This window comes from Micropruina glycogenica (assembly GCF_900289045.1).
Lineage (GTDB): Bacteria > Actinomycetota > Actinomycetes > Propionibacteriales > Propionibacteriaceae > Micropruina > Micropruina glycogenica.
In genome coordinates this window covers 99064-120583 of the sequence record NZ_LT985188.1, presented here as the reverse complement: position 1 = coordinate 120583, position 21520 = coordinate 99064, and the positions used below count along the sequence as shown (strand labels likewise).

16 protein-coding genes are annotated in these 21520 nt (G+C 64.3%); 8 read left to right on the top strand and 8 right to left on the bottom strand.

What is annotated here, in order from left to right; translation table 11 throughout:
* Positions 1 to 120 precede the first annotated feature (120 nt).
* Positions 121 to 2742, bottom strand: coding sequence for a pyruvate, phosphate dikinase (ppdK, locus tag MPLG2_RS00535; protein WP_105184458.1), 2622 nt, complete (start codon positions 2740 to 2742; stop codon positions 121 to 123).
* A gap of 250 nt (positions 2743 to 2992) precedes the next feature.
* Between ppdK and MPLG2_RS00530 the strand changes: the two genes are divergently transcribed.
* A complete protein-coding gene (locus tag MPLG2_RS00530) occupies positions 2993 to 4060 on the top strand; it encodes a class I SAM-dependent methyltransferase (RefSeq protein ID WP_158680747.1) in 1068 nt (355 codons plus the stop codon).
* Entirely contained in the window at positions 4050 to 5228 is a 1179-nt protein-coding gene (locus tag MPLG2_RS00525) for a hypothetical protein (RefSeq protein ID WP_158680746.1), read from the top strand. Before MPLG2_RS00530 ends, MPLG2_RS00525 begins: the two co-directional genes overlap by 11 nt.
* A 37-nt stretch (positions 5229 to 5265) precedes the next feature.
* On the opposite strand, the gene MPLG2_RS00520 is transcribed toward MPLG2_RS00525, so the two are convergent.
* Positions 5266 to 6432, bottom strand: coding sequence for a glycosyltransferase family 39 protein (locus MPLG2_RS00520; RefSeq protein WP_105184455.1), 1167 nt, complete (start codon positions 6430 to 6432; stop codon positions 5266 to 5268).
* Between the two features lie 248 nt (positions 6433 to 6680).
* Between MPLG2_RS00520 and MPLG2_RS00515 the strand changes: the two genes are divergently transcribed.
* Positions 6681 to 8066 carry a class I adenylate-forming enzyme family protein gene (locus MPLG2_RS00515; protein ID WP_105184454.1) on the top strand — a complete coding sequence of 462 codons (1386 nt, stop codon included), beginning with the start codon at positions 6681 to 6683 and terminating at the stop codon, positions 8064 to 8066.
* A gap of 3 nt (positions 8067 to 8069) precedes the next feature.
* Here the strand turns inward: MPLG2_RS00515 and nadE are convergent, their stop codons facing one another.
* The 4 genes from nadE to MPLG2_RS00495 are packed head-to-tail and all read right to left on the bottom strand — an operon-like array spanning position 8070 to position 11855.
* Positions 8070 to 8990, bottom strand: a complete 921-nt coding sequence (gene nadE, locus MPLG2_RS00510; RefSeq protein WP_231936041.1) for an NAD(+) synthase — start codon at positions 8988 to 8990, stop codon at positions 8070 to 8072.
* Between the two features lie 60 nt (positions 8991 to 9050).
* Complete coding sequence (gene asnB, locus MPLG2_RS00505) at positions 9051 to 10964, bottom strand: asparagine synthase (glutamine-hydrolyzing) (RefSeq protein ID WP_105184452.1); 1914 nt, start codon at positions 10962 to 10964, stop codon at positions 9051 to 9053.
* Between the two features lie 9 nt (positions 10965 to 10973).
* Complete coding sequence (locus MPLG2_RS00500; RefSeq protein WP_105184451.1) at positions 10974 to 11222, bottom strand: acyl carrier protein; 249 nt, start codon at positions 11220 to 11222, stop codon at positions 10974 to 10976.
* A 60-nt stretch (positions 11223 to 11282) separates the two neighbouring features.
* Positions 11283 to 11855: a serine O-acetyltransferase gene (locus MPLG2_RS00495; protein ID WP_158680744.1), complete on the bottom strand. Its 573-nt coding sequence runs from the start codon at positions 11853 to 11855 to the stop codon at positions 11283 to 11285.
* A 360-nt stretch (positions 11856 to 12215) separates the two neighbouring features.
* Between MPLG2_RS00495 and MPLG2_RS00490 the strand changes: the two genes are divergently transcribed.
* The 3 genes from MPLG2_RS00490 to MPLG2_RS00480 all read left to right on the top strand — a co-directional run bounded on the left by MPLG2_RS00490 (position 12216) and on the right by MPLG2_RS00480 (position 16270).
* Positions 12216 to 13055 carry an SGNH/GDSL hydrolase family protein gene (locus MPLG2_RS00490; protein WP_105184449.1) on the top strand — a complete coding sequence of 280 codons (840 nt, stop codon included), beginning with the start codon at positions 12216 to 12218 and terminating at the stop codon, positions 13053 to 13055.
* A 39-nt stretch (positions 13056 to 13094) separates the two neighbouring features.
* Positions 13095 to 14273 (top strand): glycosyltransferase family 4 protein, encoded by a 1179-nt coding sequence (locus MPLG2_RS00485; RefSeq protein WP_105184448.1) that lies wholly within the window; start codon positions 13095 to 13097, stop codon positions 14271 to 14273.
* A gap of 101 nt (positions 14274 to 14374) precedes the next feature.
* Positions 14375 to 16270 carry a polysaccharide biosynthesis tyrosine autokinase gene (locus MPLG2_RS00480; protein WP_105184447.1) on the top strand — a complete coding sequence of 632 codons (1896 nt, stop codon included), beginning with the start codon at positions 14375 to 14377 and terminating at the stop codon, positions 16268 to 16270.
* 20 nt (positions 16271 to 16290) lie between these two features.
* Here the strand turns inward: MPLG2_RS00480 and MPLG2_RS00475 are convergent, their stop codons facing one another.
* Together MPLG2_RS00475 and MPLG2_RS00470 are read right to left on the bottom strand one after the other, a co-directional pair.
* Entirely contained in the window at positions 16291 to 17430 is a 1140-nt protein-coding gene (locus MPLG2_RS00475; protein WP_105184446.1) for a glycosyltransferase, read from the bottom strand.
* Positions 17427 to 19409, bottom strand: a complete 1983-nt coding sequence (locus MPLG2_RS00470) for a glycosyltransferase (protein WP_158680743.1) — start codon at positions 19407 to 19409, stop codon at positions 17427 to 17429. Before MPLG2_RS00470 ends, MPLG2_RS00475 begins: the two co-directional genes overlap by 4 nt.
* Positions 19410 to 19547: 138 nt before the next feature.
* Here MPLG2_RS00470 and MPLG2_RS00465 point away from each other — a divergent pair, with 138 nt between their 5' ends.
* Positions 19548 to 20132 (top strand): arsenate reductase/protein-tyrosine-phosphatase family protein, encoded by a 585-nt coding sequence (locus MPLG2_RS00465; RefSeq protein ID WP_158680742.1) that lies wholly within the window; start codon positions 19548 to 19550, stop codon positions 20130 to 20132.
* Complete coding sequence (locus tag MPLG2_RS00460; RefSeq protein ID WP_105184443.1) at positions 20129 to 21517, top strand: O-antigen ligase family protein; 1389 nt, start codon at positions 20129 to 20131, stop codon at positions 21515 to 21517. The genes MPLG2_RS00465 and MPLG2_RS00460 overlap by 4 nt, the downstream gene beginning before the upstream one ends.
* The last annotated feature ends 3 nt before the right edge of the window (positions 21518 to 21520 follow it).

Sequence of the window (21520 nt, the reverse complement as noted above, 5' to 3'; positions counted from 1 at the left end):
GGAATGAGATCCCGGGTCAAGCCCGGGACGACGGTCGGTTTCCGTCAGTCCCCGGACGACGAGAACGCGCACACGCAGCAGGACCCGGCTCCTGATGGAGCCGGGCCCTGCCGAGCGTGACTACTTGTTGTTCAGCGCCGATTGTGCCGCCGCGAGCCGCGCGATCGGCACCCGGAACGGCGAACACGACACGTAGTTGAGGCCGACCTTCTGGCAGAACTCGATGGACGACGGGTCGCCACCGTGCTCGCCACAGATGCCGAGCTTGATGTCAGGACGGGTCTGCTTGCCGAGGTCGACGGCCAGTTCGACGAGCTTGCCCACGCCGGTCTGGTCGAGCCGGGCGAACGGGTCGTTCTCGTAGATCTTCTTCTCGTAGTAGGCGTCCAGGAACTTGCCCGCGTCGTCACGGCTGAAGCCGAACGTCATCTGGGTGAGGTCGTTGGTGCCGAAGCTGAAGAACTCCGCGTCCTTGGCGATCTCGTCGGCGGTCAGCGCCGCCCGCGGGATCTCGATCATGGTGCCGACCAGGTACTTCAGGTCGACGCCCGACTCGGCGATGATCGCGTCGGCGGTGTCGACGACGATCTTCTTCACATAGGCCAGCTCTTTCACCTCGCCCACCAGCGGAATCATGATCTCGGGCACCAGATCCCACTCGGGGTGCTTGGCCTGCACGTTGATCGCGGCCTCGATGATCGCGCGCGTCTGCATGGCACCGATCTCGGGGAACGTCACGTCGAGGCGGCAGCCGCGGTGACCCATCATCGGGTTGAACTCGTGCAGCGAGTCGATCACGGCGTGCAGCTCGTCCACCGAGATGCTCATCTCACCCGCCAGGGCGACGATGTCTTCTTCGTCGTGCGGCAGGAACTCGTGCAGCGGCGGGTCGAGCAGGCGAATGGTGACCGGGAAGCCCTCCATCGCCTCGTAGATGCCCTCGAAGTCGCCGCGCTGCATCGGCAGCAGCTTGGCCAGAGCGGCCTCGCGCTGCTCGACGGTCTTCGAAACGATCATTTCGCGAATCGCCGCGATGCGGTCGGGCTCGAAGAACATGTGTTCGGTGCGGCACAGTCCGATGCCCTCGGCGCCGAACTCGCGCGCCTGAGCGGCGTCGTGCGGGGTGTCGGCGTTGGTGCGCACCTTCATGGTGCGGAACTCGTCCGCCCATTCCATGATGCGGCCGAAGTAGCCACCGATCTCGGCCGGCACGGTCTTGATCGCCTCGCCGTACACGTTGCCGGTCGAGCCGTCGAGCGAGATCCAGTCGCCCTCGTGGTAGGTCTCGCCGCCGAGCGAGAAGCTCTTGGGGCCGAAGGTGATCTCACCCAGACCCGACACGCAGCAGGTGCCCATGCCGCGCGCCACCACGGCGGCGTGCGACGTCATGCCGCCGCGGGCGGTGAGAATGCCCTTGGCGTAGTGCATGCCCTCGATGTCTTCGGGCGTGGTCTCGAGCCGCACCAGCACGACGTCTTCGCCGAGCTTGCCCTGCTCGGCGGCGTGCTCGGCGGTGAAGACGACCTTGCCGCTCGCGGCGCCCGGCGAAGCCGGCAGGCCCTTGCCGATCGGCACGGCTGCGGCGAGCTCGTCCGGGTCGAACTGCGGGTGCAGCAGGGCGTCGATCTGCTTGGGGTCGATCATCTTGACGGCCTGCTCGGGGCTGATCTGCCCCTCGTCCACCAGGTCGCAGGCGATCTTGAACGCGGCGGCAGCGGTGCGCTTGCCGTTGCGCGTCTGAAGCATGTAGAGCTTGCCCTCTTCGATCGTGAACTCCATGTCTTGCATGTCGCGGTAGTGATCTTCGAGCTTGTCGACGATGGCTTGGAACTCGTCGTACACGGCCGGGTTCTGCGCCTTCAGCTGATCGATGGTGAGCGGCGTGCGAATGCCTGCCACCACGTCCTCGCCCTGGGCGTTCATCAGGAACTCGCCGTACAGGCCACGATCGCCGGTGGCCGGGTTGCGCGAGAAGGCGACGCCGGTGCCGGAGGTGTCACCCAGGTTGCCGAACACCATCGACTGCACGTTGACGGCGGTGCCCCAGTCGGACGGAATGTCGTTCAGTCGGCGGTAGTAGACGGCGCGGGGGTTGTCCCACGAGCGGAACACGGCCTTGATCGCGCCGAACAGCTGCTCGATCGGGTCGGACGGGAAGTCGGCGCCGATCTTGCTCTTGTACTCCTCTTTGAACTCGCCGGCCAGCTGCTTGAGATCGTCGGCGTCGAGCTCGAGGTCGTTCTTGACGCCCTTGCGCTCTTTCATCTCGTCGATGAGCTCTTCGAAGTAGGCCTTGCCCACCTCCATGACCACGTCGGAGTACATCTGAATGAAGCGGCGGTAGCTGTCGTAGACGAAGCGCGGGTTGCCGGTCTTCTGCGCGAACGCCTCGACCACGGCCTCGTTCATGCCGAGGTTGAGAATCGTGTCCATCATGCCGGGCATCGACGCGCGTGAGCCCGAGCGCACTGACACGAGCAGCGGGTTCTCGGGGTCGCCGAACTTCTTGCCGGTCATCTCTTCGAGCTTGCCGATGTAGGTGATGATCTCGTCGCGAATGTCGTCGCCGATCTGCTCGCCGTCGGCGTAGTAGCGGGTACAGGCTTCGGTGGTGATGCAGAAACCCTCGGGAACTGGCATGCCCAGCCCGGTCATCTCGGCGAGGTTCGCACCCTTGCCGCCGAGCAGGTTGCGCATCGACCCGTCGCCCTCGCTGAACTCATACACGTACTTGTGACTCATCGTGACCTGGCATCTCCTTCGATGGGAGCTCCGTCAGCACGATCGGAGGCCGATGGTCGGCTTCGACCGCGGGGCGCCGGTGGAGCGGGTGCGGCACCCAGGCTTTTCGACGGTCACTCTAGCTGTTTGCGCGGACGCTCGGTGCCGAAGCTGTGGCCGTCTCGCGCTCAGGGCTAGTCGAGCGTTTCCGATGGTCGCGCTTCGCCGATGGTCGAGCTTGTCGAGGCCGCTCGTGTGGTTTGCTGGCTGGGTGAGCGGCCCGAACCCCGACCGGTTGGACGCGGTCACGGACGTCCTGCTGCGCGAGGCAGGCGATCTGGCCGAGCCGGTGGCCGTGCTGGACGACGTGGCCGGGGCACTGACGCGTGTACTGATGGCTCGGGGCGTGGAGTTTCGGGTCTGGTGCGACGACCTCCGGGAAGAAGAGGCCGCTGTTCGAGCTTGTCGAGATCTCTCCCCCACCATCGCCTCTACCCCAGCCGAGGCGCTCGCCGACGTCCGAACCGTCCTGTGGCGACTCCCCAAGGCGGTCAGCGCCGTCGAGGAGTACGCCGAGCTGATCGCCCAACACGCGGCGCCGGACGTCCGGGTCTTCGCGGCCGGACGCGACAAGCACCTCAGCCGCTCCATGAACCAGGCTCTGGCCAGCCGATTCACAAACGTGCGGGCAAGTCTTGGATATCGCAAGGCGCGGGCCCTGCTGGCCGACGGGCCGATCCCCGGGCAAGTCACCTGGCCACGATCGGGTCATCTGGACGTCCTCGACCTCGAAGTCAGTGCACATGGCGCCACGTTCAACACCTTCCGGCTCGATCGCGGGACGGCGCTGCTGGCGTCCGTGTTCGACCGGGTGCCGGACGCCGATCGCGCCATCGACTTGGGCTGCGGCAGCGGCATTCTGGCCTCCCTGCTCGCCCGGCAAGGACGTTCGGTGACCGCGATCGACGTCACGTGGAGTGCCTGCGACGCCACCAGGCTGACCGCCGAGGCCCACGGATTGACTATCGACGTGCAGCGCCGGGACGGCTTGGCCCACTGGGCCGAACCCGTCGATCTGATCGTGACCAACCCGCCGTTCCACATCGGCACAGCCAAGGACACCGAACCGACCCGCCGGCTGTTCGAGCAGGTAGGGGCCGCACTCGCTGACCACGGCGAGTTCTGGTGCGTCTACAACGCCCACCTGCCGTACCTCGCCTGGTTACGGGATTCAATCGGGCCCACGCAGATTGTAATGCGAGACCGGGCTTATGTTCTGACGCGATCCGCACAAACGGCACTGCCTCTGGCCCCGGTACTCTGGCGGAGTGCCGACTGACGCATCGCCTGTGCCGCGTGAGTTGCTTTCTCGACGAGCGCTGCTACACGCCGGGGCCGGGCTGGGACTGCTCTCGCTCGTGGGTTGCACATTCGCCCAGCCGAAAGAGAATGTGGGACCTCCATCGCCCGAGGTGGGAGTGCGTTTCACGACGACTGGGGCGACTTTCAACCCATCCATCGAGCTTGCTCCACAATCGAACGCCTCTGTGCGTTGGGTCGCCGAGGACGGATCGGAGTTGGCAACGGGAGCCTCGCCGATCATCCGCTTCGGCTCCATCGAACCGCGGACCGTGCGACTGCTGACGGTCTTCGAGGACGTGCTCACCGTCAATCTGGGTTTCAATGTCTACGACGACGCTGGCCGTTTTCACGTCGACTCCAGCTATAACAAGGATCCCGAGACAGTTGAGGGAGTCTCCGGTCTGGGACTCCTGGTCAATCTTCGACGCTTCATGGCGGCGAATACGCCGCTGACCGGGATACTCGACTTCGGCGGTCTCTCGAAGCTCGAGTTCATAGAGTGCTTTCAAGCCCAAGTTGAGAGAGTGGACGTGAAGGGCTGCACCTCTCTCGTTCGCCTGTGCATGGAAAAGAACCGGCTGACGGAACTGGACCTCAACCCGGTCGCAAACAGTCTGCGCGACCTGCGCGCAGCGGTGCAGGAATCAGGCCGGCTGGATTTCACACCGCTGACCCAGCCATTGGCAGCCCTCTACCACTTCTGCGTACGCGACCAGACTGTGACCGGGCACCCATCAAGTCAACAGTTGCCCGCTTGCGAGGAGCTGTGGAACTGGAACACAGGTCAGACCGGCGAACTACCCACCCCTCAGCAGGCCCTCTCGGTTATGTCCCGGTCGAATCAGTACACCAGCGCCGATTTCACAGGTCAGTGGACAGGGGACGGCGGTGGCGAACTTGACCTCGAGAACAACAAGCTGACGGGCATCGCATTGACGGGCTGCAAAGCGCTACAGACAATAAGACTGCGCTGGAACAGCCTGACCTCGTCGGTTGTGGACGACGTGTTGGCCGAAGTCGCGTCATGGCAGACCAAGGGTGTCACTCTACTGCTCGACGGGAACGAGCCACCAACGTCGACTGGCCTGAGAAACGTGGCCGTACTGCGCAAACTCGGTTGGGAGGTCGAGGTCTCGCAGTCTTAACTGGAGACGGCCCGCGACAGCGACGGTTGGCCCCGAATCACAACATCGTTGGCTGACCAGCAATGCTGATCAGGAACCACACCATGATCGCGATTTGAACAGCGGCCACTACCCCCACGGCAGCCCACCCGTACCACCGAGAACTCACCGTCTTGACCGATCCGGCGCACACTGCGACTAGCGGCCACACGCCCAGGGCCGCCCTAAAGGACACTGGCTGGGCAATGAGAATTTGCCCTAGCCATGCGGCGACCGCGAGGAAGCCAACACCTGCCACGAGCCCGGTCAACTGACCATCGACCTGCTTCCGAAGTCGCAAACCAAGCAATGCTGCCCCCAGCGCGATTGCCACCCCCAGCATCAGCGCCGCGACGTCCACCACGGGTGGGGCCGACACGATGTTCCGCACATATTCAGTGGGCACGGTCAGGTAGGCGAGCACCGACTGGGCGATGTAGCGGGCGCTGAGCTCGGTGTGCGGAAAACTGACACCTGTCCGCGCCACGGCGGACTGCCCACTCAAGTCTCCGTACAGCAACACGTTGCGCACGAACCACCAACCAGAGACGAGGGTGGCAGAGAGAACCAGCCAACCTGCGGCCCCGAATAGTCGCCGTATCAGCAACAAGATGACGATGCCGACTGCGACCGGCAGCATCGACAGTTTTGTCAGGAGCATCAATCCAACGACAACGCCGACCACAATCGCGTCCCTTGGGCTGGGATGCTCGGCCGTCAACGTGGCCGCGGACAGCAACGCCGCCACCCCCCACGCCAAGGCCCACGTGTCGTTCTGCACTGATCCGGCGATCGCGAGTAGTACCGGATTCAGCGCAACAAAACCGGCGCCGGCCAATGCCACCGCCGGGATGCTCGGCACGGCTCGCCGAATCAGGAGCCAAGTCAGCAGCACCACCACACCATGACCCACAACTCCGAACAGGCGAACCATCAGGAATCCGTTGGGCAGCAAACTGAGAGGTGCTGCCATCAGGTAATACAGCGGAGCCTGTTGGGCCTCGTAGGTCACCCCGGGATCGCCCATGACAGGCAGTGTCCAGTGGGTGGCGATGTATTGCACCGTGCTCCAGTGCGAGGGTTCGTCGTACGGCAAACCCGCCGGCATTACAACCGCGAAGACGGTGCCAGCCAAGAGGGCAAACAACACGACCCAGGAGGGCCAGAGCCGAGCATCCGTATTCATCGTTCCCCCTGAAACCAAAGCGGGTGATCCGCAAGAAGCGACGAACTCGACAGTTCGCACTTTCTGTAGCCCGCTTGATGCTGTGGTCCGACAGCGTAGCCGACCGTGCTTCGAGCGGTTGCGCGTTGTCGGACGAGGTCACAGGCCATCGTCGAGAAAGTCTTGCGCCAAGACCTATAAAGTCTCTTTAGCGGTAGCGCAGACGGTTTCGCGTCTACGGTCGTCCGGTCGCATTGGGGGTGCATCGCATGTCGCTTGAAGACATGCTCGGGGTGGGGGACTCCCCCGACCGTGAAGCGGTGACGGACGGCACGACGACCTTGAACCGGCGCGACTTGATGGGAGCCGCGCGACATCTGGCCGGCCGACTGCGGTCAACGGTCGAGCCAACGGCCCGAGTAGGCGTGACGTCCGTCGGTGTACAGGGACTGGTGGATGTGCTCGGCTGCCTGCTCTCCAACCGTTCCACGGCGCTGCTTCCGACAGACGGGCTGGGAAGCGAACAACCGCTGGACGTTGCGCAGGCTGCACACTGTCAAGCGTTGGTGAGTCAGGGCGCAATCGAGGTGCTGTCACTGGTGAGAGATGACGTTGGCCGCTTCACGACCGACGGTCTCACGCCCGACGATTCACCCGAGCGCCTAGTCCTTTTTACCTCCGGCACCACCAGCCTGCCCAAGGGTGTTCGACTCTCCGAGGCCAACCTTCTGGCACACCTCACCGCGATGCTGCGCACTGCCGTGCCGTGGGAATCGGGTGATCGCATGGGTCAGACCCTCACCATGTCGCATTCCTTTGGCCTCTCCATGGCGCTGCTGGCGCTGGCCACGCGGACGCCGCTGGTGATGCTTCCTGACGGGGCACCCGGTCGGCGGCTCGCCGAGGCGATGGATGCCAACGGAGTCACCGTTTACGCATGTGTGCCCTATTTCCTTCGGCTGATGGCGACTCGTGGCATTGATCTCGGCGGGAATGCGGCGCGCGGACTCAAGCACCTCTATCTGGCTGGCGGTGGAGTCAGCGATACAGACCTGGCCGCGTTGCTGCCCAACTACGCCGGTGAGACCTATTTGATGTACGGCCTCACCGAGGCGACCGCTCGCGTGGCCGTACGGCGAGGCAGGGACGGCGCCCCCAGCAACTCTGTTGGACTACCCCTACCAGGGATCCACGTGCGGATCGTCGGACCTGAAGGTGAGCCCCTTGCTGTCGGTGAGACCGGCCGCGTGCAGGTGTTCTCACCCACCTTGATGATCGGCTATGTGGGCAACGAACCACGAAAGCCCGGCGATCCGATCACCACCACCGACCTCGGCCATCTGGACACCGCCGGCAACCTGTACATCACCGGCAGACAGGCCGAGATGATGAACTTCCGCGGGAATCGGGTCTCCCTTCCCGCGGTCGAGGCACTTATCGATGGCATTGACGGCGTGCGTCAGTCCCGGCTCCGGCCGGATTCTCGCGAGGAGGACACTCCAGCCGAGTTGCTGATCGTTGCCGAACCAGGCGCGGAGCAGAAGCCGATCCGGATGGCCGTACTCCGCACGGTGGTCCCGAAGGGGCTGGTCCGACAGATCACCTTTGTTGATCATCTGCCCACCACACGCTCGGGCAAGGCGATCCGACGATGAGCGTCACTCGGGCGTGATCATCTCCGTCAGGTAGGCCGCATACTGGGCTCGACGCTCGTAGAGACCGAAGAACTTTTCCACGTCAGTTGCGGTGAAGCCCAGCCGCTGCGCAACCTGCTCGACCGGTTCGGACTTGCGCCACGCCAGCCACAGGGCGTCGCCCATCTCGGTGGATGTCCCGTAGAAATACTCCTCCTGGCTCTGCGGCGCGCTGAACGTATCCGTGGTCGGCGGTCGGCAACGGATCTCCTCCGGAACGCCGAGGTACTCAGCCACGTCGTAGACCTGACTCTTGAGCAGCCAGCGCAGAGGGAACGCCTCACCGCAGCCGTCGCCGAACTTGACGAAGAACCCCTGATCGATCTCGAGCCGGTTCGACGTGCCGACCACGATCAGGTTCTCCTCGTCGGCGATGCGGTAGGTCATCAGGGTCCGGACCCGCTGCTTCTGGTTGGTCGCGGCCATGATGGTGAGGAAGTCGCGTCCGCCCAGTCGGTGGTGAGTCGACTTGCCACCCCGCACGACGTTCAGTGCGAATGACTGGATCCGATCCCCCTCCCCTGTTGCGGGGACGAACTCGACGGAGAACGCGTCGCCTCTGGCGGGGTCGAAGTCCGGGTCGATGCGCTGTACGACCGCCAGCCGATCGCGGTAGGCGCCCAACGCGTCCAGCACGGGGGTGATGTCTTTGGCGAGAAACTCGACACCGGCGCTCTCGGCGGCCAGTTGCGCCAGTCCCGCCGTCTCGCCCGAACTCTCCTGATCGGGCAGGGTGATGCCCTTCACACGTTTGGGTCCGAGCGCACGGGCGGCGAGGGCCACGCACACGGTCGAGTCGATGCCGCCGCTGAGCGCAACAATCGCGCCGTTGCGACGAAACCGCCGGGCTGCACCCCTGATGTCGGCGACCAGCTCATCGACCACCGCTGCCACGTCGGTCAAGTGCACCGTCTGGCTGAGGCTCTCTACGTCCACCACTAGGGGTCACTCCTTCGGGTCTGCCACGCCGTAGCTGTCGGCGAGGGCTTGGGTACTGACGATCCACAGCAGGGCCAAGTCGTCGTGGAAACTGGTCGCCCCGCTGTCCAGTTTGTTTCTTAGCCAGGCGACGCGCTTGGGGTCGAACAGGCCGGCCGCCTCGAGGGTCTCTCTTGAGGTGTACCTGTCCAGCAGCTCGCGTCCCGGCTGGGTGCGGAACACATCACCTTCGGGCGCGGTGTACGGCTGTTTGACGCGGTCCCGAATGGCGGCCGGCACGTCGTGGCCGACGGCACGCTTCAGCACGGCCTTTTCCTGCAGCCCATTCAGCTTGGACGCTTCGGGCAGCGTCAGCGCGAAGTCCGCCACGTCCTCGTCAAGGAACGGATACCGCGCCTCGATGCTGTGCGCCATGTAGGGCCGGTCGCATTGGCCGGCCAACAGAGCCGAAGCAAGGAAGTAGGTGACCTCCAGGTACTGCGCCTGCTCCACCGCGGACCATCCGGCGTACTCGTACGGGAGCCGGTCGCGAACCCCGGCGAGCACCGAGTCGGTGCTCAGGCCTCTCCGCAGGTCGGGCAGCAGGTACTGCGTAATCCGGAAGCTGGCCCCCCACCGGTTCAGATGCGAGAACAGCGGATCGCTGCGTCGGTCGATCCCCTGCTCGTAGAACGCCCGCTCGACTGCACGGCCCATTCCCTTCTGGTGCGCCATGACCTGGGACAGCAACTGTGCGTACTCGTCACCGTCCGGATTGCGGCTCCAGGCGTCCCGAATCGCTGCCACCTTGAACAGGTCGTAGCCGCAAAAGAGTTCGTCGGCACCTTCACCGCTGAGCACTGCGCGCGTTCCCTGCGCCTCGATGGTGGCGGCTAACGCAATGGAGGAGGCCGGCGCGGTGCGCGACAGCGGCTGCTCCGCGTGCTCGACCGCCTCTATCAGGGTGCGCGCGACACTGAGGTCGCCGCACAAGATGGACAGGTGGTCGGTGTCGAAGGCGGCGGCGGCGACGGCCTGGAACGATTCCTCGTTGAGTGCTGCCTGGGTGAACTGGATCGAGTAGCTGGCGATCCGACTGCTCGGCTGGGCTTGGCGCAGCAGCGCCAAAACCGCGCTCGAGTCGAGTCCGCCGGACAGCAGGACAGCCAGATCGCCGTACACGGGCAGCCGCCGCTCGACCGCGCAGGCCAGCAGCGCGCGAAGCTTCTCGGCGTGCTGATCAATACTCCCCGAGTCACGGTCCTCGGCGTAACGGAAAGCCCAGTACCGGCCGCGCTCCACGGTGACATCGGAGATGCGAACGAAGCCCCCGGGAGGCACCTGCTCGACGCCGTCGAAGACCGAGCGGCCCGGGTGCGTGCCCCACAGCACCCCGGCGTCGATCACATCTGGGAGGGAAAGCTCGGGGTGCAGCCCGAGCGCCTTCAGCGCCTTGACCTCGGATGCGAAGTGGACAGCACCAGAATCCGTGGTCCAGTGCAGCGGTACGATCCCGAACCGGTCCCTGGCCAGCAGTAGCTCGTTCTCACGTGCGTCCCAGAGGGCCAGCGCGAACTGGCCCTTCAAGCGGGGCAGGGCCCCCGATCCCCACGTGATCAGCGCTGCCAGCAGGACCTCTGTGTCTCCGGTGGTGCGAAACGCGTACCGCGGGGCGAGTTCCTCACGTAGCTCGCGGAAGTTGTAGATCTCGCCATTGAACGACAGCAAGTACCGATCGCTGGGATCCCGCATCGGTTGGCTGGAGGTCGGCTTGTCAACCATGGCGAGCCGAGCCGTGCCAAAGACAGCCCCGCCCAACTGGTCGGCCAACGCGGCGTCGGGACCGCGGTGCCGAATCGCGGCCAGGCCGGCGTGGATCGGATGCGTGGGTGACAGCGGGTGCACTGACGCCCAGGCGGTCACCCCAACGATGCCGCACATGACCGTCTGCTAGCGATTGGCGAGGATGAAGTCGACGACCGCGTCCACGCTTGCGAAGGTTGCGCGGACCTCCTCGTCCGGATCCAGCGGGCGGCCGATCTCATCCTCGATGAAGACCGCGACCTCGGCGATTCCCAGCGAGTCAAGAACCTCGTCCACCAAGGGCGCGTCGTTGATCAACTCGTCGTCGTCCAATGGAACCAGCCGGTCGAGAATCAGATCTCTCAACTCTTGGATCAAGGCCGTGCGATCCTTCATCTTCCCCCCATATGGATGTGGAATTCGGGTTCAACTTAGCGTATTCAGGCATTCGTCAAGTTACGCATGTGTTATCGGGCCCTCAGCAGCGGAAGCGGCGTCACCTTCCGAAGCGCGCCCCCGGAGTCGGAGGACCCGCGCTGGCGGCGCCACGACACTGGCTCCGTCAGGCACATCGGTTGCGACCACAGCATGCGCGCCCAGTACCGCGTAGTCGCCGATTACTACCCCACCGAGGACGGTCGTACCGACCCCGAACTGAACCCGCCTACCGATTCGAGGTGGCGGGAACTGTCGCGTGCCGTCGGAGGGATCACCGCGCAGCCCTATGGTCACGTTGTGCCGAACCAGGCATTCATCGCCGATTTGGGCTAGTGGATGCACCGTCACTCCGTGTTGATGCACGAACTTCACCTTGCGGCCCATGCTCACTGTTCGTGGAACCTCAAACCCGATGACGTTGCGTACGTAGAAGTACCCCAGTCGATACAGCACTTCGACGATCGCATGGCTCGCCCCCGAGCGCTCCGGAGCCGCTGCCCATTGGCCCAGGCGGAGGTGGACGAGCATCTGGGTGCCGGGTGTCAGCAGGCTGCCGTTGACAGCGATGTCTTCCTTGATGACTTCAAGCAAACCTCGCACCCCTCGGCGGTCCCACGACGTGGGCGGGGTCACCGTGACCTGCCTTTCTGTCCGCTTGACTCGGGGTGGTTCGTCTTCCGCATGCATCACACACACACTTCCTTTGGACGATGAGAGGCGCACGTCAGCAGTCAACATTATGGCGAATCTTCGTGTGGTTCACCGGCAATGGGGGACCCCAATGCGAGGGCGCATTCACGCCGGGTATGCACGTCGGCGAACAGGCCTCGTTCATTGCCACACGCGCAGACGAGGTAGACTGACGTCGTTGTCGGGGGCCGTCGGATCATGGGGTCGAGGCGCTATGCGACAACCTCACACTTGTGGTCAACGGAAAGGGACGCGCCAGCGATGCCTAAACCTTTCCTCATCGTTCTAGCCGTAGTGGTCATCATCTCGGGGGGTGCGTTCTTCATGCTGCGACCGGAGCCGGTGGCCAGAGCCGAACCGTACGAAGTCGCCCGGGCCACGGCGGCCAATATGCAGACGGTCGAGTCCGCGCGGGTGTTCTTTGCTCACCAATCGGTCGGGGACAACGTTCTTGAGGCGCTTCCGACTATTTTCCGATCTGCGCAGCTCTCTTCACCGACCACAATCGAACTGGGCGCGAAGCTTCCTCAGTCGGGGGGTTTCATCGTGCATACCCATATCGGGTCAAACGGAGAGCCGCTCGGCAAGATCGCCGACTTCGACCACATTCTTCGCGCGGGCTTGGCGGAAAGTATCGATGTGGCCATGTTGAAGCTCTGTTTCGTGGACTTCAACGCCGAGACTGATGTCAACGTCATCTTCGAGTCGTACAAGTCGACTATGGCGTCATTGGCGGCAAGCTACCCCGATGTCAGGTTCGTATACACCACCGTCCCACTCATGGCCGATCGGGATCTGTACGGTCGTCTGAAGGCTCTGCTGGGCCGGGGCCAGGAGTACGACCCCGCACACAACGCCGCTCGGGAGCGGTACAACGCCTTGGTCCGCGCCGAGTACGCCGGAACTGGGCGACTGTTCGATGTGGCGGCTGTCCAAGCTGTGGGCCACGGCGACATGCTTCGCTACAAGTCGTCGTCGAGCGGCGAGTTCCTGGCGATGGATCCTGCTTTGACCAGCGACGGAGGTCATCTGAACCAGGACGGAGCGGATCTGGTGGCCAGGAACTGGTTGGCTGTGATCGCCCACGCAAGTGCCGGGTAGGTCGGCCGTGCGCACATCTCGCTCACTGTGGGGAATGACATGACTTCCCTGATCCACGTGCCGATGGCGCTCTCGACGCAAGGGTCGACGTTGCTGACAGTGGCTCAGAGCATCATTGACGCGTCGGCTCCAATGGGGATCGAGAGCAAGGCAGTGCTCAGCGACAATCGTGGCGTCTCGCTGAGGTCCGCCGAGCTTCACTTTGTCGATTACACGCGGACCTGTCCGCGCGAGTGGTTCAACCGTCGCGAACTTGCCGTCGACGTGGCGGCCGGGTTCGCCGGCCTGCGCAGGCCCTACTACGGACACGCCTACGACCCGGCAGTAGAGGCCGTGCAGGGGGTCGGAGGCGATGTCGTGCTGCTCTACGCCGGGCATTATGTTGCCGCCACCCTTCCGGCGTGGTCCGCGGTGCGCAAGGACTCCACCATCGTTCTGTACTGCCACAACCCCCTGTCCCGAAGCTACGGTCGTCGTGAATTGTCCCGGCTGCTGTCCGCGGCAGACGTGGTCGCCTTCTGCGCGGATCATTTGCGGGTCGATGTCGAGGAGCGACTCAAGGGTCGCCTTCCCGCTGAGTTCATGACCGTTCACAATGGCGTCGACCCCCTCTTCACCCCGGCCATAGCGCCCACCGCGCCCAACGAGCCATTCACAGTCGTCTTCGCCGGCCTCACAACCCCGCACAAGGGCACCCATCTCGTCCTTGAGGCAGTTGAGTTGGCTGCGAGACGTGCCCAGCGGCCGATCCGAGCCCAGATCATCGGGTCGCACAGCTACGGCCACGCCGAGAGCATCTCAACCGAGTACGAGGCGAGTCTGCGCACGTACGCGGATCGAATGACCGCGCCCGTGGAGTTTCTTCCTTTCCTATCCAAGCCAGAGTTGAGTGAGCATCTGCGGGCCGCTTCGGTCGCTTGCTTGCCCTCACAGTGGGCCGAAGGTCTTCCCCTGATTGCGCTGGAGTCCATGGCCTGCGGATTGCCGGTGATCACATCCGACTCGGTGGGCATGATTGAGGCGGTCGGAGAGGCGGGCTTTGTGGTGCCCGGCGGCAACCCCGAAGGAATGGCTGAGGCCATCGTCATACTGGCCGAGTCAGAGGCTGAGCGAACCGCGGCCAGGGACCGGTCCCTGATGAGGTCGCGGCGATTCAGTTGGGCCAATGTGGCCACGGCCTTCGCCTCGCTAGGCAGAGACATTTCCGCACGCGGTTAGCCGGTGCTGGCGGCTCCCTAAGTACCAATGGCGCCCCCGGTACACTGCACTCGGCTGGACGCACCCACCCCGAGCGTCGAAACGGACAGAACGAGAGACGGATGACATTCAGGCAAGTACTCGACATCGTGTGGCGTAGGCGATTGCTCGTCGCGATAACCACTGTGCTCGTCATACTGGCGGCGTTCGTCTACGCCCGACTGGCTCCTGTCACGTACCAGGCGACGACGGTGTTGCGCTACAGCCCAGCGGGAACGGCCACCCTCTCGGGCAGTTCAAGCTACGGCTCCATCAACCTCGACCTGGACCCCGAGTACGTGCAGTCCCCCGAACTCGCTGAGGCGGCCGCCCAGGCGATCAATGACAACGCACAGGCGCTGCAGGCAGCCGTTTCGGTGAACCTAGTGGAGGGGCAACGGATCAACCGCCTTGAGGTGACCGCCGTCGGCGCAACTCCCGAGCAGGCCAAGAATCGAGCCAACGGCATCGCGGCCGCCTTTATCGCCCACCTCAAGGACCAGCTCGACAGCGGTATCGCCGACCTCAAGGAGCAACTGGCCGCGCAGCAGAAGGTCCAAGCGGCGGCGCTGAAGACCCTCAGCAAGAAACCGGGCGACCAACTAGCACAAACCAACTTCAGTTCAGCGTCGTCAGAGATTAGCCAGCTCCGATCCGAGATCGCCACCATCCAAGGCAATGGCGCGCCGGTCGCTGTGCTGCAGCCGGCGATGAACGGGGTGCGCCAAGGGGTTTCGTTCCTCACCATCATGCTCATCGGCCTCACCAGCGGGCTGCTCGCCGGCGCCGGCATGGCTCTCATTCGCGACCAGTTTGATGACCACGTGCGAAGTACAGAGGACGTCGAAGAGGTGATCGGCGACCACGTGATCGGCGACGTTGCTGTGGTTTCCCGACGGCAGTTGAAGCTGGCGCCCTTGCCGGCCGCCACCCGCCTGGCCACACCATTGAATGAGAGCGTCCGGGCACTCCGCACCTCGCTGGAGGTAATCTTCCCCCAGCGCCGCGTGGCAATCGTGATGACGAGCGCCGAACCCGGCGAGGGCAAGACCTTCGTGAGCGCCAATCTGGCGGTTGCCATGGCTCGCGCCGGCCGGTCGGTGATTCTCGTTGAAGCGGACCTCCGACGCCCTCGTGTTCATACGTACTTCGAGATGCCCGACGGGTCCCTTGGGTTTGCCGACCTGGTGGAGTCGGACGCGGCGACCGACACAATCCAGGGTGCTCTGATCGAGACCCCGTATCGAGGGCTCCAAATACTGCCGGCTGGAAGCAGCAACTCTGAGCCGGCGGACTTGCTGGCCGGCGACACCCTGCAAGGCGTCTTAGCCCGGTTGCGTGGGTTGGCCGACTTCGTACTGCTGGATTCGCCCCCGGGATTGGCGCTGGCTGACGCAGCCATCCTGGGCCGCGTCGCCGATGGTGTGCTGGTGGTAACAGCGCTGCACCGAACCCGCGGTTCCGCCCTACGCGGCACCCTTCAGTCCCTGAACGCCAACCGGGTCAATGTGGTGGGTGTGGTGGTGAACCGCTCGCGCCGCGCCACCGTCAAGAGCTATGGACACTACTACCACGAGGGGGGCGCGCCCGCGTCTGCGCAACCCGTCACAGCCGATGAGTTCGCACGCGCAGGAGATTCACCTGTGTCTGACCTAGCACCTGGGAGCGCACCCGGTGAGGACGCACCCGCCGAACAGGCTGCAACCGGTGAACAGACTGATCTGCCGGACGCCCACGAGGTGGCAGGAAAGCCGAACGACGGACCGGTTGAAACCGAGCAGTACTTGCCGACAGACGAACACCTCACCGATGGCAGCGAGTCTGTGGAGAAGACGGGAGAAGTTGAGATGAGTACGTCTGCGCTTGATCGTGATCCCTCGGCGGACGCGGAACTGGATTCTGACCGTGAAGCGCCCGGCGGTGTCAATGATCGCGCCGACCTCGTCGACGACGAGGCGCGAACGCACACCGACGTTTGATCGGCATTGTTTGGCCCCAGTCAGGGTGCTTCGGTGGTATCAGCGGCTGCACGTTCCAACACGTCCTGCATGGCGGCCACCCGGCCAGCCCAGTCCGCGGGCTCGAAGGGCCCAACCCGTTCCGGCGGCGCCTGGATCATCTGCGTCAGTTCGTCGGCGAACCGCTCGGCCGGCGCAACTAGAACTCCCGGCGTGTTGGCCAGGTCCCTGAACCCGGCGACCGGGGTCGCCGCTATGGGACGACCGACCGCCTCGTACTCGTACAGCTTGATCGGGTCAAGGCTCTCGGTGAACTCGTCGACCAGATGAGGGACGATCAGCACGTCCGCGTGCTGCAGGTAGGCAGGCACCTCTGTGTACGGACGCGGGCCCATGATCACCGTCGCCGGTGATTCCTGCAGCAGCCTGGTGTTTGCCGGAGAAAGGGCATTCGGCCCCACGAACGCCAGTCTGGCCCCGATGCCGGCCAGGCTGTCGGCGATGCGAGCGCACAGGGCGACATCAAGGCGATCCTCGTGCATAGTGCCCACGTATAGCGCGACAGGTCCTGGAGCCAGGTCGTCGGGGCGCGGACGGGGGCTCCGATAGGCATGCACGTCCACCGCGTTCTGCACCAGTTCCACCGGCCGGATGCGCGATTTCGTGGCCTGCAGCCCCGTCGAACACACCACGACGACGACACACTGTGCCATCAGCCGATTCTCGCCGCCCACGATCCGATCATGCTCGCGTGTGCCTCGATCGGCCGCCACCCAGTCGTCGGTCACGTCGTAGATCGCCGGCCAGCCGGTATCGAGCAAGCCCGCCCAGCCAGGATCGTTCACCCACAGCACAGGTGCAGTCAGGCTGAGGCTCCGCGCCGCACGGCGAGCCTCGGCGATCATCAGGCGATCCGCCAGCGTGCCGACCGCCCGCGGCAACCATTTGGTCGGCTGCAGGGTGTGCAAACGTCCGTAGTAGCCCGGGACCTCGCGCAGTCCGGCCCCGAGACTGGGCCGATGTCGATGCAGGGCGGCGTGCAGCGGGTCGGCAGCAGGCTCGATCCAGAGCACGCGCAGTTCCGGGTTACGTCGCAGCAGCCCGTCCACAAAATACTGGTTGCGTCGCCACACCTGATCCCAAGACTCGAGGGAGCAGACGACCAACTCGCGCAGATTCATACGTTCCCACCCCTGGGGATCCGCCCCGGCACACCAGGTCGAAGGTAGAACCGCAGGCGCCACAGTGCCGCCTTTCTGGTCTCACCCCTCCCAGCCACGACCCGCAGCAGCGATCCCACGACCACGGCGGCCCGGGTTGCCACGCTCCCGAGCACTCCGTAGTGCTTTCGCATGTAGGCCAGTTGAGAGCTGTGGAACAACGTCGACCGCACCGTCTCGTCCGTGCTCGTGCCCGCCCCCACGTGCGTACCCGTGACTTGCGGAAAGTAGCGGATCCGCCATCCCGCCTCGACCGCGCGCTTCTGCCAATCCGTCTCTTCGGCATACAGAAAGAAGCGTTCGTCGAAGCTGCCCACGTCATCGATGGCATCGCGATTGAGCAGCAGGATCGAGCCGATGACGAAACCCGGGCGGCGATCCAAGCGACCCAAGCCGAGGGCGATGAGCCACGCACCCAGTGGAGTGGGAAAGGGCCACTGGACGAGATCGGCGCGCGACCGGCCAGGCTCGGTCTGACGGGGAGCCACGCAGGCGATCCCCGGTTGCTCGTGGAGGGCTTCCGCCAATGCGTGGATGGCGGACGCTTCTATTGTTGCGTCGGGGTTGAGCAGGAGTACGTCCGCACCATCGAGGCCTCGCTCCCGCAACGACGCGAGCGCGCGATTGACCGCTGCTCCGAATCCGAGGTTGGCTCCCGCATCGATGTAGTGGCCCCCCGCGCCCTCCACTAGTGAACGGGTCGCCGGCAAAGAGGAGTTATCGACGACGGTTATCGACCAGCTGGCGAGCGGCGTGAGCGCGTCACGGAGCGCGTCCGGCGGCCCATAGGCGACGATGACCACCTCCGGATCGGATCGCGCGGCCGCAGGCTCCAAGACGGAATCGTAGAACGCCCGCTGCTGCACGGCCACCGCTTTCCAGCTGTACTGCCGGCAATGCTCCAGCCCTGCCGCTCGTAGCGCCGCCCACCGATCGCGGTCACGCAGTAGGCCGATACCATCAGCAAGTTTCTTCGGATCGCCCGGTTCTACCAGAACGCCGGCCTCCCCCACCACGTCCGGCAAGGCGCCACTACGGCTGGCCACCACCGGCACTCCCGAGGCCATGCCCTCCACCACGACCCTGCCGAATTGCTCCAGCCAACTCTTGGTCGGCAGTGAGGGCACCGCCAGCACGTCCAGACCGCGGTAGAAGGCAGGCAGGTCGGCGCCGAGATGCCCCAGAAACGTCACCCTTTGCTCGATGCCCAGGGTTGCGGCCAGTTCAACCAAGTGGCTTCGCTGGGGACCCTCGCCGGCGATCGATAGCTCCGCGTCAGCTAGATGCGCCATGGCTCGCAGCAGGACATCCACCCCCTTGTAGGTCTCCAGCCGGCCCGAGTATCCGACCCGCAGTGGCGAGCGAGGCGCGTCGTGCGGTCCCGGCCTGAAGACAGACAAGTCCGTCCCGAGCCCGATCAGCCATGGACGGTGGCGAAGTCCCTTGTCCTGGAGTATCCGACCGGCTTCCACGTTACAGACGTAAGCGCCCTCAGCCACCCGCAGAGCGGTGCGTTCGAACCACCGGATCGGCGGTGGATAGCGCTTGTGTATGTTCTGCGCCGAGTACAGGACGACCGGAGTCCGGTTTCGACGCAGCCGCATCATGGCCAATATCTCGGCCGTCGCGAGCGCGCACGGCTCCTCGTGCAGATCGATGAGATCCCAGCCCTGGCCCAGAAAACGCCACAATGCACGCGGGTCGTAGAGGAAGCCGTTCGGATGCGTTCCAAGCGTACCCACACCCCGCACAAACCCATCGGCGCCGAAATCGAGCTCGACGTCTCGTCCCCCCTCGTTCCAACGCATGGCGGAGACCAGGGTGAGATCGACACCACGCCGAATGAGCTCACGCTCACGCTCACGCCATGCAGTCACCACACCGTGATGCGCCACCCGTAGAACCCGCAGTGAACGGCCCGCAGTAGGTCGCTGGTCCACATGGCCTCCTTGGCGCGAGATGTTGCCAGAATATGATGACGTACAGAACTCGCCACCATCTCACCATTACGGAGAAGTCAGTTGCGAACGGTCCAGCCGAGGAGCGCATCATCGGCGCGCGTCGGCCAGCCCGACGTGGTGTCTGATCTGGCTTCGCTGCCCCCTCGGCTTCTGTTCATCTGTACCGCCAACCGCTGCCGTTCACCGCTGGCCGAACAGCTCATGCGCCGCGCATTTCAGAGGCTGGAGGTCGATGCACTCGTTGCGTCCGCCGGGCTTCTGACCGGAGGGTTCGCGACACCGTCGGTGGGGGTCCGCGTCGCTTCAAACCACGGACTTGATCTGACCAGACACCTCAGCGTTCAGGTCGGGGCTCGGCTGGTCGAGGTGAGCGACTTGATTCTCACCATGACGCGCGAGCACGCGCGAGAAATAGTGGCCCTTGCCCCCGACGCCTGGGCACGCGTGTATCCGCTGAAACAGTTCACCGAACTCACGGACTCGATCACACTGCCCCGACGAGCCAACTTCAGGGATGCAGCTGTCATGGTGGGAGAGGCACGCAGGGTGAACTCGATCCTGGGAAACCCCAGCTACGACGCCGTGGAGGACCCTATGGGCAGACCGACCCAGGTGTGGGAGGCCGTGTTGGCGGACCTCAGCACACACATCGACCGGGTCGCGCGATCCTTTGCTCCGTTGCTGCGGCGGAGTCATCAATGAGCGTTCAGACCCGACCGACCACCACCATCAGCAGAAGACTGGCAAATCTACGCCGCGTGCGACCCGAGTGGCTAGGCGACACCGCAGCATTTCTGCTGTCCTCGGCGATCCTGTTGCTGGTTGCCGCAAGTCTGGGATGGATCGCCGCCGCATTCGGAACCTTCGCCATCGTCCTTGGCGTTGCCGTCTTGGCGATCGGGCTGGCAAGCACGAACATCGCATTGGTGCCTTTGATGGCATTCCCCGCAGTGCTTCTCCCGATGCGCACCGGCCCGCTGAGCCTCACTGATCTGGTGCTTATCGCCGGCACGTTGCCAGCCTTCCTGCTCTATCGGCGATCCGAGGCTAAGGACCTCCAGCAGTTCATCTGGCTGGGCATCGCCTACCAGGCGCTGCTGATCCCGACCCTCGTGCTCAACCCCTACGTGGCCAACCTGATCGAGTGGGGTCACGAAATGTTCATGGTGATCGGCGGCCTGCTGGTCGGCTGGGTAGTGGGACGATACGGGTTCGCCAGCCCAGCGCTCAAGCTGTATCTGCTCGGTTGCGTCTTCATCGGACTGTGGGCGTTCGTGATGGGTGGGATCATGCTCGCCACCGAGCATGCGTTCGGTCCGGTTTACCTGCCGCAGTTGCACAAAAACTTCATCGGGGACGTGTTGGCCTTCGGCTTCATCATCGCCTTCATGCGTCCGAGCTGGCTGGGCTGGAGCAAGCGGTTCGCCTATCCGGTCATGCTGGCGTGCGCACTGGGAATCGCAGCCTCGGGTTCACGGCAGGCGATGGTGTCGGTAGCCGTCACGATTCTTATCATGAGCCTGCGGGGCAGGCAGGGTGGCGCCGGCCGTGGTCGTGTGCTGCTGCTGGCTCTGCTGCCCGGAATGTGGTTTGTCTTCAACTCCTTGTCGGATCAACTCGAACAGTACGAACAGGGCGATCGGTTCAATTCGGCCTCGCAGCGGATCGTGTGGTTCGCTCAGTCGATTGAAATCTGGCGCGAGTCGCCGATCTTCGGCGTCGGTCTGCGTTGGTGGTACACGGATCGCTTCTCAGAGCGCTTTCAACCTCCGAACGCCATCTTCGAGATGTTGTCCTCAACCGGTGTGGTGGGCACGATCGCGTTTTTCGTGCTTTGCCTGGGCGGGCTCTGGGCGGCGCTCACTCTTCGCCCCAGCTATGGAAACCTGGCCGCCGCTATCCTTCTTGCTCGGTTCACCCAAGGCCAACTAGACCTGTACTGGTTGGCCGGACTGTCTGCCATACCCTGGATGATCGTTGGCCTGGTCCTAGGCGTCCAAGCGATGCATCTCGACCAGAGTGACGATCGAGTTCCGACTGGTGACGTGCGGCCCGCCAGACTGTTGCGACCCTGGCAACGAAGATAAGAA

Coding starts and splice junctions, on each gene's coding strand:
- MPLG2_RS00520 (WP_105184455.1), bottom strand. CDS start 6,432: ATGAATACGGATGCTCGGCTCTGGCCCTCCTGGGTCGTGTTGTTTGCC.
- MPLG2_RS00500 (WP_105184451.1), bottom strand. CDS start 11,222: ATGAAGGATCGCACGGCCTTGATCCAAGAGTTGAGAGATCTGATTCTC.
- ppdK (WP_105184458.1), bottom strand. CDS start 2,742: ATGAGTCACAAGTACGTGTATGAGTTCAGCGAGGGCGACGGGTCGATG.
- MPLG2_RS00475 (WP_105184446.1), bottom strand. CDS start 17,430: ATGAATCTGCGCGAGTTGGTCGTCTGCTCCCTCGAGTCTTGGGATCAG.
- MPLG2_RS00460 (WP_105184443.1), top strand. CDS start 20,129: ATGAGCGTTCAGACCCGACCGACCACCACCATCAGCAGAAGACTGGCA.
- MPLG2_RS00515 (WP_105184454.1), top strand. CDS start 6,681: ATGTCGCTTGAAGACATGCTCGGGGTGGGGGACTCCCCCGACCGTGAA.
- asnB (WP_105184452.1), bottom strand. CDS start 10,964: ATGTGCGGCATCGTTGGGGTGACCGCCTGGGCGTCAGTGCACCCGCTG.
- MPLG2_RS00490 (WP_105184449.1), top strand. CDS start 12,216: ATGCCTAAACCTTTCCTCATCGTTCTAGCCGTAGTGGTCATCATCTCG.
- MPLG2_RS00485 (WP_105184448.1), top strand. CDS start 13,095: ATGACTTCCCTGATCCACGTGCCGATGGCGCTCTCGACGCAAGGGTCG.
- MPLG2_RS00480 (WP_105184447.1), top strand. CDS start 14,375: ATGACATTCAGGCAAGTACTCGACATCGTGTGGCGTAGGCGATTGCTC.